The organism is Thermoanaerobaculia bacterium (genome assembly GCA_035593605.1).
GTDB lineage: Bacteria > Acidobacteriota > Thermoanaerobaculia > UBA2201 > DAOSWS01 > DAOSWS01.
The window spans coordinates 44,709-60,940 of the sequence record DAOSWS010000013.1; the positions used below are offsets into that span (position 1 = coordinate 44,709).

A 16,232-nucleotide genomic window follows, 5' to 3' on the forward strand; every position below is an offset into this window, starting at 1 on the left:
GTTATTTCTCCGGGAAGAAGGATGCGAGGGTCTCTTTGGACGGAGGGGGGGTCAGGTAGGAGACGATGACCAGCGCCAGGAAGGATACGGCAAAGGCCGGGTAGATCATGGGAATGCCGTAGGGGTCGCCGCCGGGGCAGAGATCGGGACGGACCGCAGTGAAGATCTTGAGGCCGAGGGTGACGATGATTCCCAGAGACATCGAGACGATACCCGCTGTCTTTGTCGCTCGCTTCCAGGCCAGGGCGGCGATCAGGGCTGGCGTGATGGCCACGCCGTAGATCGTGTAGGCGAAGTAGCTCATGGAAAGGACTGACGTGAGGCGGGTTGCCAGGAAGAAGGCTACGACCCCCAGGAGAACCACGAATACCTTCTGGAGTGCGACCATTGATCCCTGGCTGGCGTCCTTGTTGATAAAGCGCTGGTAAACGTCGCGCATGATGTTGGTTGTGGGGGAGAGAAGGTAGTTCATTCCCGTGGAGATGACAACGGCGCAGGCGGCGCCCAGGAGAAGGATTCCAATGGGCAGGGGAACCAGCTCCCGTGCGGCCATGAGGACCAGCTTTCCTCCCTCCTTGGGGATCGTGAGGTCGAGACGATCCTGGAATTTGCTGTAGGCGAAAACGGCAATGATCACGACAACCGTTTCGACGAAGATCGTTCCAATGACCCAGAGGAGGACAGCCTGCTTCGCATCCTTGGGGGTCCTGGCCGAATAGAACTTCTGGTACATCGACTGGATGCCCAGGAGGAGGAGGAGCGTGCTCAGGAAGTACCCTCCCGCTTTGAGGATCGGGTGGGCTCCAAACGTTTCGTTCACGATCTGAAAGTGACCGGCGGGAAGGACCTGCATGGCGCCGGAAAGACCGCCGGCCGCCGCGTAGACGAAGGGGACCGAGGTGATGCAGGCCAGGAGAATAATGATGCCGTTGGGCAGGTCGGTATAGGCCACGGCTACCATACCCGCCAGGGCGGTGAAGAGGATGACGAAGGCGGCCGTGATCAGGGTTCCCGTGGAATCGGAGATGGCTCCGTCCGTGATGACGTTAAGGATAAATCCACCCGCCACGAACTGGTAGGATACGATGGCTGTGAAGGAGATAATCAGGGCGATGGCCCCGAGGATGCGGGCTACAGGACCGTACCGGACTTCCAGGATGTCACCGATGGTGTACTGGCCGAAGGTGCGGATTTTCCCGGCCAGAAAGTAGATGAGGATAATTCCGACCCAGGCGCCCGCGGCGAGCCAGAGGCTCGTGAATCCGGCCTGGGCGGCGTACTCCGCTCCGGCGATGAAGGTTCCCGAGCCGATCCACGTGCAGATCAACGTAAAGACCATGACCCGAAGCGGCAGGGACCGGCCCGCAACCATCATGTCATCCTGCGTCTTCACCTTGCGGGCGCGGAGAAAATTAAAGACCGTCAGGACAGCCAGGTAAGCAACCAGGAGCCAGAGGTAGATCGTCACGAAACCTCCCTATCAATCAGCGGTAATGTAGTGGATTGTAGCACAGAGCCGGGCCGGACTCTTGCGATTTGTATCGATCCGGAAGCTCAGGGACAGGCGTTGAGGGATGCCGCTATGTGTGTGTCCCGGGAGACCGGCTGACCCGCACAGCCGCAGTCGTAGGATCCTTCTGTCGGGGCCGCCGCCCGGACCAGGTAATACCATCCCTCCCCGGCAAGGGGCATATTCGAATCGGATGTCGCGGGAGACGATCCATCATTCACAAGACAGTCAAGGAGGCTTCCGGTGAAGTCCCCGTTTCCCGCCCGAAGAAGCATCAGGTCTCCCTTGACGACATCGTAGGCCGTCGCGGAGGGAACCGCGTCCCAGGTGAGAGTTCCATCGGATGCAAGGGTCAGGAAGGCAACAACGGAGGGTGAGATCGGCCGCTCCAGGGCGCCGATGTCAAGGCGGCAGTCGAAGGGGCGGGGCAGAGGGTCGCCGGGATCGGGAACCGAATGACCGGGGGGGTGGGTACGGGGCACGGGAAGGGGCTCGGGGAAGGGGAAATCGGGATGGGTGGGCAGATCCGCTTCCGCATGGTCCAGAAGGGGACTTCCCGGCGCAGGGAGGAGGTCGTTGGCCGGAAGATCCGAAAAGCCGGGATCGGAGCCGGTTAGAGTTCCCGTCCATCCGGAAGGAATATTGGTCGATCCCGTGGTGACCCAGTTGTCCGTGCCCACCATCTGCTCCCCGTCTGTCCATTCCGCTTCCACGGTCCGTGTGACGTTCACGGCTCCGCCTCCCGCCCGGAAGAGGACATTACCATGCATTTCGATGCTCTGAATCCCGTCGAAGATGCGGAAGACGACGCCGGACCCGGGAATGATCGTGTTATTCACGAACCGGTACCGGCCGTTGCTCTGACCCGTTCCGTCACCCCCCGGCCGGATCACCGCAAAGTCGTTCCGTTTGACCAGGACATTCCCCACGACGTCGGAATCCTCCCGGACCAGGCCTTCGCTCCATTCGTCCGGCGCACCTCCCGGGTCGGGCCCGATCAGCTCCAGCTCGTGATAGTAGGCACCTTCAATCCAGTTGTAATAGATTTCGTTGCGCTCGGCCCGGCTCTTGACGTTGTTTCCCCCGTTGCCGTCGTGGATGTAGCAGTGAACCATCCGGAAGACGCTCCCCGGGTGGTGGACTTCATCGGTGGCCATGTAAATCTGGTGCTGGCTCCCGTCGTTCCCGCAGTGGTAGACCTCCACTCTTTCCAGAGTGGCCGAACCCGAGCCCTGGTCGGCTCCCAGAATTCCATGGGCCGGGCAATCGTGGACGAGGGTGTCCCGGACGGTGAGGTCGTCGGCCTGGTGAAAGATGCCGCGGAAGGACCCTGCCGTAATCTCGAAGTTCTCCAGGATGTAGTGGTTGGCGCCATCGTCGGGAACATTTGGGTTCGGAGTGGAAAAGGTGATCGTATTGGTTCCTCCGGAGAGGATCGGCCGGTTTCCATTGATGGAAATCCCCCTGATGGTAATGGGAGACCCGGGCAGGCCGGGCCGCTCGAAGATGACTCCTCCGGGGTAAGTGTGGTCCCCGTCTACCTCCACGACATCCCCCGGGTTGACCAGATCCACGACTTCCTGGAGACTGGCATAGGTCTTTCCCGGTCCCACCTGGAGCGTCGCGGCATCTAAGGTGAGCGGTAGAATCGTGCTGACAAGAATGAGTACAGGAAGCGAAAATCTGAATCTCGAAGGGGTACGTAGAAAGCTGGTCACGATCATCCCGGAATCAGTGTACCGCCAGGTCATGACTGCCTTCCCGTTCCATCTGGGGATTCCAGCTGACAATAAAGGAAAAATACGATTCGAGAAGTATGAGGGAATTGGCCATCTAATCCTTCTCGAACGGCCGTTCATGGGACCGGCGGAGGACATACACAGCATCAATACTGAATAAATAGAATTTGCCGTCAATAGGATAGTAGACCATGGGTCCATTCACGGGGGTATCTAAACCGATTATTTTTCTCCATTTATAATCATTGTAAATCATCGTACTTTCCCAGGTCACGATCCCGATTAATCCTCTTATCTCAGGATTATATTGAATGCCTGCACCTGATTGTGGATCAACACCATTAGGATAGGGAGCTTCAATTTGCCGCAAGGAAACCCCACCCCATTCCCATACTTCGATTACGTGACCGAAGTTTGTTGTACCAACATATACGGTGCTCCCCGTTTCAGGATTGAAAGCCACGCTTGCATTACTGTCAAGGACCATGGCTTGAGGAAACGTGTAGAATCTACTCCCATCGAATTCGATGATTTTATTATCTCCCCAAAGAAATGATACGGCTCTCTTTCGAACCGTATCATAAGCGGTCAGGGGCGATCCTCCCGTTTTATAAATTTTCCAGCATAAGGATTCGTCCCTCTTTAATATGGACAAACCTACATTGATATTGCCTGGATCACCACAAATTTGAAATAAGGTTAACTCCTGCAGATTCTCATCAAAAACCAATCCCTGAGGCCTCATCCAGCATTTAAGAGATGATGGATAGGTTGTTTTACATACGTACTCAAAGGTTTTTCCATCAAACGTCCACGTGTCATAGGTGGTTAAGGCATCATCGCCTTCCCCGGAGGCATTGAGGATGACGATTTTTTGCTGGGTAGGATCATAGGCTGCATTTTTCAAATAGTAGGTATAGGGGACTTCAATATCCAGCTTCTCCCACTTCCATCCGGAAAAGAGGGTGCAGGGGAGCAGGAGCAGAATGAAGGCGAATAACTTATTCATGGTTTCTCGAACGGCCGTTCATGGGACCGGCGGAGGACGAAAACTCCGTCGAGGTAGGTGATGAAGTACATCTCTCCATTTGGAGGGTAATAGATGACAAGGTTACCCCATGGTGTGTTTCCCTGGATCAGCGGTTCCCATTTCTTGTTTTTGTATAGCAGTGCCCCCTTCATTCCATAGGGTGACACAGACCCTCCCAGAGCCGGATGATATGCAATGCTGTAGGGTGAATACGAACTGACATCATATCCAGCAGGGGGGGAAGGATTAACTGCAATTAAATTAATCCCATCCCATTCATACAGAATTACAGAAGGTTTAGTATCCCAACCAAAATATATTAATTTTTGGGTAGTCTCATCAAAGGTAATATAACCTTGGTCTCCAAAGGTATATGGAAAGCCAGAGAAAGTATAAATGGAGGTGCCATCATATTCATAAATCTCATTATAATTCAATGAAAAAAAGACGGCTCGTTTTCTAATTGGATCAAAACCGGCATCATAAGACAAGCCTTGACTAAAAGTCTTCCAACAATAGTAACTGTCCTCTTGTAATAAATAAAAATTCAGATAGGACGAATACGGATTACTGCATAATTGGCAAGATACCAATTTTTGCAGATTCGTATCCCAGAAAAGTGAACTAGTTGAATAAAGAAAACAGGAAGAAACACTGTCTGGATATCTTGTGCAAACCTTTTCAAAAGATTGGCCGTCAAAGAGATACGTGTCATAGACATCACTGCTCTGAGCATCATCATTGAGGTTTAGGATGACGATTTTTTGACGGACTGGATCGTATGCGGCAGCAGTTGTGGAAGGATGAAAAGGGACCTCGATATTTACCTTCTCCCACTTCCATCCGGCCGTGAGTGAAGCGGCGTAAAACAGGATACAGAGAATCGGTACTTTTTTCATCGTAGCGGCTCGCTGGATTCCATTATACTGTCAACGATCCGATGATGCATTTCCTTGAGATGCGGATTGCGGATTCAGGTCATTTCAGCCTTTGCTGCGAGATAGTGACCGGACCTGTATCAGGAACCGCCCCGGCGGAACATCTTTTTCCGGAGAACGTCTCGGAAGGGAAGCTGGCGGACAAGGCGGTAGAGCCAGGTGGGATAGATGGTTACTTCGCCCTGGTGCTTGAAGCACTCGGCGCACCGGGGAAGGTAGGAGAAGTCGTGGTTGAGGAAAGCGTCGTGGATCGACTTCAGGACCGGGCTCTTCGCGATTTCGACGATCGATTCCTCCCGGGCATTCCCGATGATCTGGTGGCCCTCGTAGTCGTAACAGCAGTGGGTGACCGTTCCGTCAGCCAGGACGACGAACCAGTTGAAGGGGCCGCCCTGGAAGCATCCGGCGTATACACCGTGAAGCTCCGTGGCGTCTGTCGTGTCCAGGGCTTCGCAGGTCTTTTCGATGACACGGGCGTTAGGGTAGTCCTTCAGGTTGAAAAGCCGCTCGAAATCCTTCACCGATTCCTTCAAGGTGATCCGGGTGATCATTCGCTGAATCTGAATGTCGATGGGCTTTCCCCGGGCAAGTTCGAGGAAACGGCGCGTGTTTTCCACGACAACATCGAACTTGCCTCCGATCCGGATCTTTGGGTAGATCTCCGGATTAACCGTGTCGAGGCAGATTCGGATATGCTCCAGGGGGGTCGTGAGGATCTTTTCCGAGACGGATTCCTTCAGGAGGCCGCCGTGGGTGGAGAGGGTTACCTCGGGAAAGAGGTTCAGGGCCTCGATGATGTGGGGATAGATCAGGGGTTCCCCCATCTCGTGAAGCCAGCGCACCTTCACGCCCATTTCCCGGATTTCGCGGTGCAGTTTATGAAGAAGGTCCAGGTCCATGTGGACGAAGCCCCGCTTCATCGTCTTCAGGGGACACATGGCGCACCGCAGGTTGCAGTAGGAGGTGACTTCGAGAGCGATCCGCGCGCGGGTCAGGTCGATGGAGGGCTGATCCATTGTTTTATCTCTCATCAAACGGCCGTCCGGCTTCCCGTATTCCTGGGTCTCAGTCCTCCACCGCCATTTCCACCATGACTTTAGCCAGTTCTGCAAGTTCTCCCGCCGCAACGTTAACGGCCGTGACGGTTCCTTCCACCGGAGCTGTGACCGGGTGTTCCATCTTCATCGATTCGATGATGATGAGGGGTTGTCCCTGAGTCACCGTGTCGCCCGGCTGAACCAGGACCTTCACGACGTTTCCGGGCATCGGGGGCCGGATCTTCCCGTCGAAGGAGGCGGCTGCGGCATCTTCTCCTCCGGAGCTGATCGAGCGCTGAAGGTGAATCGCGTGGCCGTCGATGTGGAGATAGGTATGGTCCTTAACCGTTACCTGGGCCGCCCGGATTGTCCGTCCGTTAAGCGTAACCAGGGGGCCGGATATGGCGGCTTCCAGGGTGTCTTCTCCCCGGCGGACGGTGATCCGGTTTTCCCGGGACTCGACATCCACTTCCCAGATATCCTGACCGACGTGAAATCGTTCTCGTTTCATGATCGCTCCCCCAGTCGGAATCGGCCCAGAGTCTGCCAGGGTGTCGGCGGCGGACCCGAAGCACGCGATGAGGTGCCGCTTCCGTTTGCCGGTGCACCCTGACCCTCCACCGCCAGCCCGCAGGCCAGAAGAAGGAGTTCTTCCGGGATCTCGTTTTTCCACCCGTTCATGTGGTCGCCCACAAAGTGGGTGTCGTAGTGGCCCGAGCGGAAGACCTCGTGGGCCAGGACGTCCCGAAGATAGGGGATGATCGTGGGAGTTCCCAGGACGACGTACTCCTTGAGGGCGAGGTCCATCCGGTCGATGGCGTCATCCCGGGTCTCGGCCCAGGTCACAACCTTGGAGAGGATGGGATCGTAGACAGCGGGCACGGTGAAGCCGCTTCGGATTCCCGAATCGACGCGGATCCCCGGACCCGAGGGCTCACGGACGAGATGGAGGGTCCCGGGAGCCGGGAGAAAGTTGGCTTCCGGGTTTTCGGCGTAGACCCGGCATTCGATGCTGTGTCCCTGCTGACGGAGATCTTCCTGTTTCAGGGTCAGCTTCTCCCCGCGGGCGATCCGGATCTGCCATTTCACCAGGTCGACTCCCGTCACCATTTCGGTGACCGGGTGCTCCACCTGGATTCTTGTGTTCATTTCGAGGAAGTAGAATTCCCCTTTGGAGAAGAGAAATTCCACCGTCCCCGCGTTGACGTAGCCGGCTTCCCGGGCCAGGGCCACGGCGGCCTCCGTCATCCGGGTCCGCAGCTCCGGGGTGAGGGCCATAGAGGGTGTCTCTTCGATGATTTTCTGGTGGCGGCGCTGGACCGAGCACTCCCTCTCGAAGAGATGGAGCACGGTGCCGTGGCTGTCGGCCAGAACCTGGACCTCGATGTGACGCGGCTCTTCGAGGTACTTTTCGAGATAGACCGTGGAGGAACCGAAGGCGGAGGAAGACTCCCGAATACTTGTTTCCAGGGCCTCCTGGAGGTCATCGGGCTTTCGGACGATATGCATGCCTTTACCCCCGCCGCCGTGAGCCGCCTTAATGAGAACGGGAAAACCGATGTCCCCTGCGATCCTGCGTGCATGCTCCAGGTCGACGGGACCGTCACTTCCCGGCGTGATGGGAACACCGGCCCGTTTGGCCAGGGCCCGGGCCTCGAGCTTGTCCCCCATCAGGCGGATGGCTTCGGCGGGAGGCCCGATGAAGACGAGGCCCGCGTCCCGGACCTTTCCTGAAAAGGCCGGGTTTTCCGCCAGGAAACCGTACCCGGGGTGGATGGCGTCGGCTCCGCAGGAGCGGGCGGCTTCGATGATCCGGTCCATATCCAGATAGCTCTGCAGAGGCGGGGGGGGGCCGATGAGACATGATTCGTCTGCCTCCAGAACGTGCAGGCTCCCGGTATCGGCTTCACTGTACACGGCCACCGATGTCAGGCCCAGCTCCTTGATGGCCCGAATGATCCGGACGGCGATTTCGCCCCGGTTGGCTACCAGAATTTTCTTTATTTCACCCATCGCGGATTCCTCCGTTCAAAAAAAGCGGTAATTCCTTCCTGACCATCCTTTCCGGCCCTCAGGTCAGCGATCAGGGCAGATGTGAATCGGCGTTCTTCTTCCCGGGAGGGGAAGGGCAAATGGTCCAGCAGTTCTTTAATGGCCTTCTGAGCTTCCGGGCTCCCCTTGAGAAGGTGGAGGACCGTCTTATCCACAGCTATATCAAGCTCCTCCGGACCGACAACCTCGGTGACGAGCCCGTGATCCCGCGCTTCGATCGCTGAAAATCTCCGGCCGGTCAGAAAGACTTCGCGGAGAAAGGCGGGGTCCAGCTTCCGGGCGACAAAGGGAGAAATGACGGCCGGAGCGAGACCGAGACGGACCTCGGTGAATGCAAAGCTTGCTTCCGAGGAAGCAATCACGATGTCGCAGGCGGCGATCAGGCCGAGAGCGCCGCCGAAGGCCGGTCCCTGCACCCGGCACACGGTTGGGACCGGAAGGCGGAAGAGACCATCCATGCAGTCGTAGAGATGACCGGCATCCGCCAGATTTTCCTCTTTTCCAAAACCCGCCATGGCCTTCATCCACTTCAGATCGGCACCGGAACAGAAGGTGTCACCCGCAGTCCGCAGGATCATGGCGCGAAGGTCTGAATCGGAGGCAAGGATTTTCCAGGTTTCGAGAAACTCTCCGATCACCTCGTCGTTGAAGGCATTTCGGACCTCCCGGCGATCGAGGGTTACCTCGGCAACCCCTTCCATTGTATGTGCATGGATTGACTTCATTCTTCGAAGGTTACGGCCTTTGAGGGGGGATGTCAAGATTCCTGTAATTGGACAGCGAGGAATCCATGCATTACTCTATAAGGTGAGGAGGGTCCATGTATCGAATCGTTCTTTATCTGGCCTGTTCAGCATCTATCTACGCCGCATCGATTACCGTTCCCGTGAGCCATTTTCTGGAACAGGGAACTCCCGCCGCCCGGACCCTTCCCGGCGCCCCCGCCATTCCGGAAATCCGGGGGACCGTTGTTCTACCTCCCGGATCCGATCTGTCCAGCCTGAGCGTGAGTCTCCTCTCCCCCGTCATTGAAGCGGCGGTGGAGGCTGAATTCACGACAGCCGGTCCGATCCTGGTTCCGGGTCATCCCGAACGGGCCATCTGGAAACCGAAGGAGGCGGCAGACCCATCAAATTCCCCTGTATGGTTTCGCATTGATTCGACCGGATACCTTGGCCCCCTTCCCATTGTCTCCCTGCGAATCTACCCCTATCAGGCTTCAGGAAATACCGTTTCACGCCTGGTAGGCGGGACCCTGGTCTTTTCCTGTAAATCCGGAAAGACCATGGCGGGCCCTCTTCCCCCTCACGCGGGGATAGTCCTGGAACACGCGGTAAACGGGATCGAAGCCAGGCGGTGGTTTCCCGCGCGGAGCGAGGGGAGCCATCTTTTGATCCTCACAACCAACCGGGTCTTTGAAGGGACCCGACAGCTTCCGACCTATATTCTGGCCCTCCGGGCCAGCGGATGGGTCGTGACCCCGGTAGGGGTCGAATCCTTTGCAGGCGATCGGGAAGGCCAGGCCCGCGCCGCGGCCATCCGGGAGTATATCCGTGCCAGGGTGGTTGAGGGTGTGACCCATGTCCTGCTGATCGGGGATCCCAACCCCCTGACGGGAGACCTTCCCATGCGGTATGCCTACCCCCTCCCCGAGGACCCTTCCCATGCCGTTCCCACTGACCTTTACTATGCCGATCTTTCCGGGAACTGGGATCTCGACGGAGACGGGTACGAGGGAACGTACGGGCTGGACACCTTTGCCGGAGGTGTCGATCTCTATCCGGAAGTGATCGTGGGCCGGATTCCGGTCTACCGCTCCCAGGTCGAGCAGCTTGACGGATACCTCCGCAGAATTCTGTACTTTCGAAGTCACATCCAGGGAACCGACCGGACCTTCCTCCTTCCCGATTCGATCCCCTTCCTTCCCAACGAAATGGGACTGGGCGAGCCCATGACCGATGGAGCGGAGCTGGGGGAAGAGTTTTCCCGGGACGTCCTGGATCCCGTGGGTACCCCCTACTGGAAGATGTACGAAAAGGGTGGAATTGCCCCGAGTCCATATGAGTGTGACTTTCCGATCACGGAGGCCAACGTGGTGGCTGCATGGAAGATGGGAGCTTCCGGCGTTCTCTACTACGGCCACGGCGGGCAAGATATCGTCGTCCGAACCCTCTGGGACCACGACGATGGCGACGGCCGTCCCGAAGCTGATCAGGGAGAAATTGCCCAGCACGCCTTCTTTGCCTCCGGGAATTCATGGGACATCAACCCCACGATGCCCTCCTTCGTCTTCGGTGTGGCCTGCAACAACGGTACGCCGGAAAACGAGAATAACCTCGCCGCCTCCATGCTGCGCACGGGCGCCATCGGTACCTTCGGGGCCACGCGCTGGGCTGCGGTCATCGGGTGGGAAACCGACTTCGTGGAACACTGCACCGCCCCCGGGATCGGCTTCCGTACAATGAAAAACCTTGTTTTGGAAGGAATGGATGCCGGTACCGCTCTGTTGATGGCCAAGTCCGATCCTGCGGCCGATCGAAGCCACAGTTACTGGTGGGCCAACCTCTATGATTACAACCTCTACGGGGATCCGACGGTCACCTTTTACGGCGGAGACCTGTCCCAGTCCTTTCCCGAACCCGGGATCTACTGGAGCCGGGTGGAGCCGGAAGTCGTGCCCCCCTGCGGCGGCGAAATCCATCTGACCCTGCGAGGATCCTCATCGAACCAGACCCTCTCCTTCGGGAATCCGGTTTCAGAAGCAAGGGCCTTTCCCCCGGCGAACATTTCTCTCCAGACTGTGACGGAAACCCGGGACAATCAGTACCATGCCTCGATCAATGCCGATCTATCCTCAAATCTGCCGGGAACGATTCTTCTTCCCGTGACCCTTGGTTCCACGACGATCGATCTTCCAATTCAAATCGCATCCGCCAGCGTATCCGATCCGGCCGGTGATTTCGGTGGAGCTCCCGAAATGGGGTCTGCCGACATCGTGCAGATTTCCCTCGGGGAGGCGGGAACCGAGGTCCTGCTGGATCTCGATGTGGCCTCTCCGCTTTTACCCGTGAGCTTCTTCCAGGGGGAGGATTTCTACGCGGCCGTTTGGTGGCTGGACACCCTGGGAGACGGTCAGATCGACATGAGCGTCCGGTATTACATGTATCAGGGAACGGAGTGGGCCATCCTGACCACAGAACCGTACAACGACTCCATAATTGAGGTTCCCTTCATCCGAAAGACCTCCGGTGTCACGGTCCGGGTTCCCACGATTGATTTCCTGAGCCGGGGAGACAGCCTCTGCGCACAGGGATCCGCCTATGCGATCACCTTTAATTACGGAGATAACTACGAAGAGCTGGGTTCGTGGGCCTGTCTGTGCCTGGGCGATTCTCCCCCTCCCAAGGCGGACCGGATGGCGGGAGGCCGGATTGTGTCAGATTAAACGATTGCTCTAGGGAATAAAAGAGCCGCATTTGTTTCTTATTCGAACGAGATAAAAATACGGGTCTTCATCCCCTGCTTCAATCGTAGCCGACGTTGTCGTAACAGGTAAATTCAGCTGCAGTATGTCTGCCGAAGAAAAATCGGACGGGCTCAGACTTCCCAGAATATCAATAAATGTCGAGGCAGGTTCAGAACCCCATGTTGTTGAATCTGGCACGGTCCAGACAAAATTATCTTCTGTAGATTTATCGATTTTAAAATTAGAGATATCTTCAGAAGGAAGATACCAGGCATGGATATTAAAGGGGGCACAATCGGATTCGTCAGGAACGCTGTCATTGTCATCATCCGGATCGCAGAGATCACCCAAACCGTCCAGGTCATTATCCTCCTGGCCCGGATTGGCGATCTCGGGACAGTTATCCTTATGATCTGCAATTAGATCCGAATCCGCATCCCAGATATAAGCCCACAGCTCCACGCCGGTATCGGGTTTATATGCACTGAAAAGGAACCTGTTCCCAATCGGTGTGATCCATTCACCATCCGACGAACATCCACCCTCACAAATGTCACCAAGCCTCACCGTGTTTTCCGCTGATCCATCACTTCTCCGCAATTCTCCGTCATAAAGGGGATCTTGGGCTGAAAAATAGAGAGTACCGTTAACATTTGCCAGGCTGAATGGATAGGAGTTACTGCTTCCCGGATTGATGTCGGCGACCAGGTCCGTTCCTTCAGGTGTGCCGTCTGATTTCCATAGCTCTATACCGTAGAGACCGGTTCCAGCCTGAAAGTAAAGGACATCGTTCACGCAGGTCAGATGACGTGGCCATTTTGCGAGCGGATCACCCTCAAAAAAGTTCTTGAGAATGATCGTTCCTTCATCCGTCCCGTCACTCTTGAACAGAATGCCTCCGTAGCTGCCGTTGTATCCCGCAAAATATAGGATCCCATTGCAGCCTGTAAGCTCTTCGAGATAGGATTCTCCAATTCCGGGATTGATATCCTTCACCATGGTCGTTCCATCCGGTGTCCCGTCGCTTTTCCAGAGTTCATAGCCATGAATCCCATCATTGGCATAAAAGTAAATATATCCAGAAACTACGACCGGATCGTCTGGAAAGTTAGGAAAGGCACCTGCGGTTCCTGGATAAATATCCTTGAGCAGATAGGTTCCTGCTTCGGTTCCATCGCTCCTCCACATCTCCCATCCGGAATCCGGATGGACCGCTAAAAAATAGAGGATTCCATTCAGTGCAGCCATATATGCAGGTTGACTGCCATAGAGTTCATCGGAAATATCCTTCACCATGATCGTACTCTCTGGCGTTCCATTACTTTTCCAGAGCTCATTTCCATGCGTATCGTCGGCCGCACTAAAATAAACCGTATCACCGATCCCGACAAAATAGTCCGGCTTGGAGCCACTGGAGCCCGGGTTGATATCCTTTACCTGAACCGTCCCCTCTTCGGTTCCATCAGATTTCCAGAGCTCTGAGCCATGAATTCCGTCATCCGCGGAACAATAGAGAAAACCACCAACTGGAGGAACGCAGGTCACAGAAGACGAAGCGCTTCCGAAAGCAATGTCTTTGACAATCATTGTTCCTTCGGATGTACCGTCGCTTTTCCAGAGCTCTTCCCCGTGGGTGGTGTCATTGGCGGAGAAATAGACTGTGCTTTCCATCGTGACAAAGTCACGGGGCCGGGAAGGCGTGGTACCGGAATTAATATTTTTCACAAGTACAGTTCCTGGCACTGTCCCGTCACTCTTCCAGAGTTCCGATCCATATAAACCATCATCCCCCTGAAAAAAGAGAATCCCATCGACTGAAGTGAGATAGGCTGGAGGATAGACAGTATCTCCAGGATTTAAGTCTATGAAAAGGTAGGTTCCAGCTTCCGTTCCGTCGCTTCTCCAGATTTCCTTGTTATGAACTCCGTCATTGGCCTGAAAGTAGAGAGTCCCGTTCAGATCGGTAAGGTACGAGGGGGTTGATGAGGTTCCATCCGGATATATATCCTTCACCATAAAGGTTCCGGGAGCGGTGCCATCGGAAACCCAGAGCTCTTTTCCATGAATGCTGTCGCTGTCTACAAAGTACAACTTTCCATTTGATACCGTAAGATTTGTTGGTGAAGCAGGTATCATCGTACCCGGATCGATATCCACTACCATCCAGGTCCCCGTTTCGGTTCCATCGCTTCTCCAGAGCTCACGGCCATAAAATCCATCATCTGCTGTAAACATGATGATTCCATTCAAATCCGTGAAATATGCAGGACCGGAACTTCCCCCGAAGATATTGATTTCCTTTACGAGCACCGTACCGGCATCGGTTCCATCACTTTTCCAGAATTCGTAGTCTGTCGAGCTGGTAAATCCAGCGCTGAAGTAAAGGGTTCCATTGATTGCCGTGAGGTTTCTAGGATCTGAACTGCTGGAGCCCGGCAGGATATCTTTAACCATGAAAGTTCCAACGATTGTGCCGTCACTCCGCCACAGTTCGGTTCCTGCGATTCCATCTGTTGCGGAGAAGTAGAGGATATTATTCATTATCGCAAAATAGCCCGTCACGGAGGATGCGGATCCCGGGTTGATATCCAGAAAGAGGGAGGTTCCTTCCGGTGTGCCGTCACTGGTCCAGAGTTCCACGCCGTGGATTCCGTCCGTGGCAGTAAAGAATAGGGTTCCGTTATAGTTGATCAATTTGTTTATTTTCACTGCCTTCGTTGGACCGAAATCCAGGAGCTGCACAGTTCCGTCCGGGGTCCCGTCGCTTTTCCAGAGTTCATCGCCATCCGCTCTGAAATATAGAGTTCCATTTACGTCGGTCAATAGAGCAATGCTTGAAGAATCGAGGCCGGGTTCGACGTCCTTTACGAATAACGTTCCTTCGGAAGTTCCATCACTTTTCCAGAGCTCTCTTCCATAATCAGGTGTAAAGGCAGAAAAATAGACGATTCCATTGACCTCTGTAATGTCTCGCGGTTCGGAGTTCACCTGTCCAAATTGTGTGTTGATATCCTTCACAAGATAGGGATTATCCGTTTCGCTGAATCCCGGTTCGTTGTCGATGTAAGGATATTGATTATTGTCTGAGTATCCTGATGCTGAATAAAGAACATCGCTGTAATCGCCGGCAAGCAGTGCAACACGAAGTCCTGACAGTCCAAACTGCATGATGAATGAAACCAAAAGAATAAACCGCACCTTTTCCAACCCGGTGAATTTGATGGAATGTAGCATGGTTTGTCTCCCATAGAGCCTGAATAAAACCGAGTTATTGTACTACAATTTTCGACCCGTAATAAGAGCAGACAAGAAAGCTAAACCTTCAGCTTGAAGGATTGTGATCATTCATATTTCGGGAATCGCGCTGATTCCCTGAGAAGGCCTTTCCAGAACGAATCAGAAGGGTTCGAAGCGGGATTCGGCCCAGTAGCTTTCCCGGAGATACCCCATCTGGCGGGAGAGGGCCTCGAGGTGGGTTTTTTCCCAGTCAGCCAGTTTGGTGAAAAAGGCGCGGAAGGTGGAATTATCGGTCTTTCCTGCCAGGTCGGTGTAGAAACTGATCGCACCCTGTTCCAGAGTCATGGCGATGGAGAGAGCGGAAATTTCGAAGTGCTTGTCCTGAATGCGTTGTTTAAACTCCGGCGAAAAGATGGGGCTGAAATTGTCTACATCCACGGAGGCCTTTCCTTCCAGGGGCGGGATGTTGGGCAGGGAGCCCTGCTGGGTGTATTCCTTCAGAATCTCGTCCAGGGCCTTGTGATGAAGGAGCTCATCATTGGCCAGGCCCTGAAAGACCTCCTTTGCCTTCGGGTCTTCCGTGCGCAGGGCGGCATTGGCGTAATGGTTATATCCGTCGCGCTCGGATTGCATGGCGAGTCGGAGCATGTGGGCGATATCGGTCATTGGAGTTCCTCCTTGTCCGGAATTGTCTCGTTCAGCGACTGAGGTTTCATTGTACTTGAGGTGCTCACCCGCCGCAAGTCGGGCACGGTTCCGTCTACGATTCAGAGAGAAGCTCTTCCACGATGCGGACAGCGTCCCGGACAAGTTTCGTACAGAGAGTTTCATGGAGATTGCGGCGGTCGGCCTCCTCCCGGCCTTCGGGTGTAAGAAGAGAGCATCCCAGCAGGTTTTTACACTCCAGGGTTCCATGCAGGGCGCGAAACCGCTCGGCAAGGGACTGGACCCGTGAATAGGTGATCTCTTTTGCTTCAATATCTTCCTGTATAGAAGGTCCCCCCTGAATGCCCAGTGCCATAAGGGCTCCGGTCACAGCTCCACAGGTCTCTCCCATTCGCCCCATTCCACCGCCAAAGGCCGACGCGATTTTCATCACAACCGCGGGGTCGATCTCCTCAGGATCCGTAAAGACGGAAAAGACAGCCTGCGCGCAGGAAAACCCTTCATTGAATCTCATCACTGCCTGCTCTTCTCGGGACATCAGCACACCTCCAGGGGAA

Annotated in this window: 12 protein-coding genes; 1 reads left to right on the plus strand and 11 read right to left on the minus strand. The window is 55.1% G+C overall.

From position 1 onward, the window contains the following. Position 1: 1 nt before the first annotated feature. The 8 genes from PLD04_08065 to PLD04_08100 form a co-directional block, all read right to left on the minus strand. Positions 2-1,468 (minus strand): sodium:solute symporter family protein, encoded by a 1,467-nt coding sequence (locus tag PLD04_08065; protein HXK68288.1) that lies wholly within the window; start codon positions 1,466-1,468, stop codon positions 2-4. A gap of 86 nt (positions 1,469-1,554) precedes the next feature. Further along, entirely contained in the window at positions 1,555-3,261 is a 1,707-nt protein-coding gene (locus tag PLD04_08070; protein HXK68289.1) for a right-handed parallel beta-helix repeat-containing protein, read from the minus strand. Between the two features lie 82 nt (positions 3,262-3,343). Next, positions 3,344-4,258: a hypothetical protein gene (locus tag PLD04_08075; GenBank protein ID HXK68290.1), complete on the minus strand. Its 915-nt coding sequence runs from the start codon at positions 4,256-4,258 to the stop codon at positions 3,344-3,346. Then, positions 4,255-5,178: a hypothetical protein gene (locus PLD04_08080; protein ID HXK68291.1), complete on the minus strand. Its 924-nt coding sequence runs from the start codon at positions 5,176-5,178 to the stop codon at positions 4,255-4,257. Before PLD04_08080 ends, PLD04_08075 begins: the two co-directional genes overlap by 4 nt. A gap of 119 nt (positions 5,179-5,297) precedes the next feature. After that, on the minus strand, positions 5,298-6,248 hold the full coding sequence (locus PLD04_08085; GenBank protein ID HXK68292.1) for a radical SAM protein: 951 nt from the start codon (positions 6,246-6,248) through the stop codon (positions 5,298-5,300). 34 nt (positions 6,249-6,282) lie between these two features. Further along, positions 6,283-6,765: a biotin/lipoyl-binding protein gene (locus PLD04_08090; protein ID HXK68293.1), complete on the minus strand. Its 483-nt coding sequence runs from the start codon at positions 6,763-6,765 to the stop codon at positions 6,283-6,285. After that, on the minus strand, positions 6,762-8,267 hold the full coding sequence (locus PLD04_08095) for an acetyl-CoA carboxylase biotin carboxylase subunit (protein HXK68294.1): 1,506 nt from the start codon (positions 8,265-8,267) through the stop codon (positions 6,762-6,764). Before PLD04_08095 ends, PLD04_08090 begins: the two co-directional genes overlap by 4 nt. Further along, positions 8,255-9,031: an enoyl-CoA hydratase-related protein gene (locus PLD04_08100; protein HXK68295.1), complete on the minus strand. Its 777-nt coding sequence runs from the start codon at positions 9,029-9,031 to the stop codon at positions 8,255-8,257. The genes PLD04_08095 and PLD04_08100 overlap by 13 nt, the downstream gene beginning before the upstream one ends. 95 nt (positions 9,032-9,126) lie before the next feature. Here PLD04_08100 and PLD04_08105 point away from each other — a divergent pair, with 95 nt between their 5' ends. Continuing rightward, positions 9,127-11,751: a C25 family cysteine peptidase gene (locus PLD04_08105; GenBank protein ID HXK68296.1), complete on the plus strand. Its 2,625-nt coding sequence runs from the start codon at positions 9,127-9,129 to the stop codon at positions 11,749-11,751. 9 nt (positions 11,752-11,760) lie between these two features. On the opposite strand, the gene PLD04_08110 is transcribed toward PLD04_08105, so the two are convergent. The 3 genes from PLD04_08110 to PLD04_08120 form a co-directional block, all read right to left on the minus strand. Continuing rightward, positions 11,761-15,006: a thrombospondin type 3 repeat-containing protein gene (locus tag PLD04_08110; GenBank protein ID HXK68297.1), complete on the minus strand. Its 3,246-nt coding sequence runs from the start codon at positions 15,004-15,006 to the stop codon at positions 11,761-11,763. 162 nt (positions 15,007-15,168) lie between these two features. After that, on the minus strand, positions 15,169-15,675 hold the full coding sequence (locus PLD04_08115) for a ferritin family protein (protein HXK68298.1): 507 nt from the start codon (positions 15,673-15,675) through the stop codon (positions 15,169-15,171). 94 nt (positions 15,676-15,769) lie between these two features. Beyond that, positions 15,770-16,213: a C-GCAxxG-C-C family protein gene (locus PLD04_08120; GenBank protein ID HXK68299.1), complete on the minus strand. Its 444-nt coding sequence runs from the start codon at positions 16,211-16,213 to the stop codon at positions 15,770-15,772. Positions 16,214-16,232: the final 19 nt, after the last annotated feature.

Excerpts from the sequence above, each read along its gene's own strand:
- PLD04_08105 (HXK68296.1), top strand. The coding sequence starts at position 9,127 with ATGTATCGAATCGTTCTTTATCTGGCCTGTTCAGCATCTATCTACGCC.
- PLD04_08100 (HXK68295.1), bottom strand. The coding sequence starts at position 9,031 with ATGAAGTCAATCCATGCACATACAATGGAAGGGGTTGCCGAGGTAACC.
- PLD04_08090 (HXK68293.1), bottom strand. The coding sequence starts at position 6,765 with ATGAAACGAGAACGATTTCACGTCGGTCAGGATATCTGGGAAGTGGAT.
- PLD04_08115 (HXK68298.1), bottom strand. The coding sequence starts at position 15,675 with ATGACCGATATCGCCCACATGCTCCGACTCGCCATGCAATCCGAGCGC.
- PLD04_08070 (HXK68289.1), bottom strand. The coding sequence starts at position 3,261 with ATGACCTGGCGGTACACTGATTCCGGGATGATCGTGACCAGCTTTCTA.
- PLD04_08120 (HXK68299.1), bottom strand. The coding sequence starts at position 16,213 with ATGTCCCGAGAAGAGCAGGCAGTGATGAGATTCAATGAAGGGTTTTCC.
- PLD04_08075 (HXK68290.1), bottom strand. The coding sequence starts at position 4,258 with ATGAATAAGTTATTCGCCTTCATTCTGCTCCTGCTCCCCTGCACCCTC.
- PLD04_08110 (HXK68297.1), bottom strand. The coding sequence starts at position 15,006 with ATGCTACATTCCATCAAATTCACCGGGTTGGAAAAGGTGCGGTTTATT.
- PLD04_08085 (HXK68292.1), bottom strand. The coding sequence starts at position 6,248 with ATGAGAGATAAAACAATGGATCAGCCCTCCATCGACCTGACCCGCGCG.
- PLD04_08080 (HXK68291.1), bottom strand. The coding sequence starts at position 5,178 with ATGAAAAAAGTACCGATTCTCTGTATCCTGTTTTACGCCGCTTCACTC.
- PLD04_08095 (HXK68294.1), bottom strand. The coding sequence starts at position 8,267 with ATGGGTGAAATAAAGAAAATTCTGGTAGCCAACCGGGGCGAAATCGCC.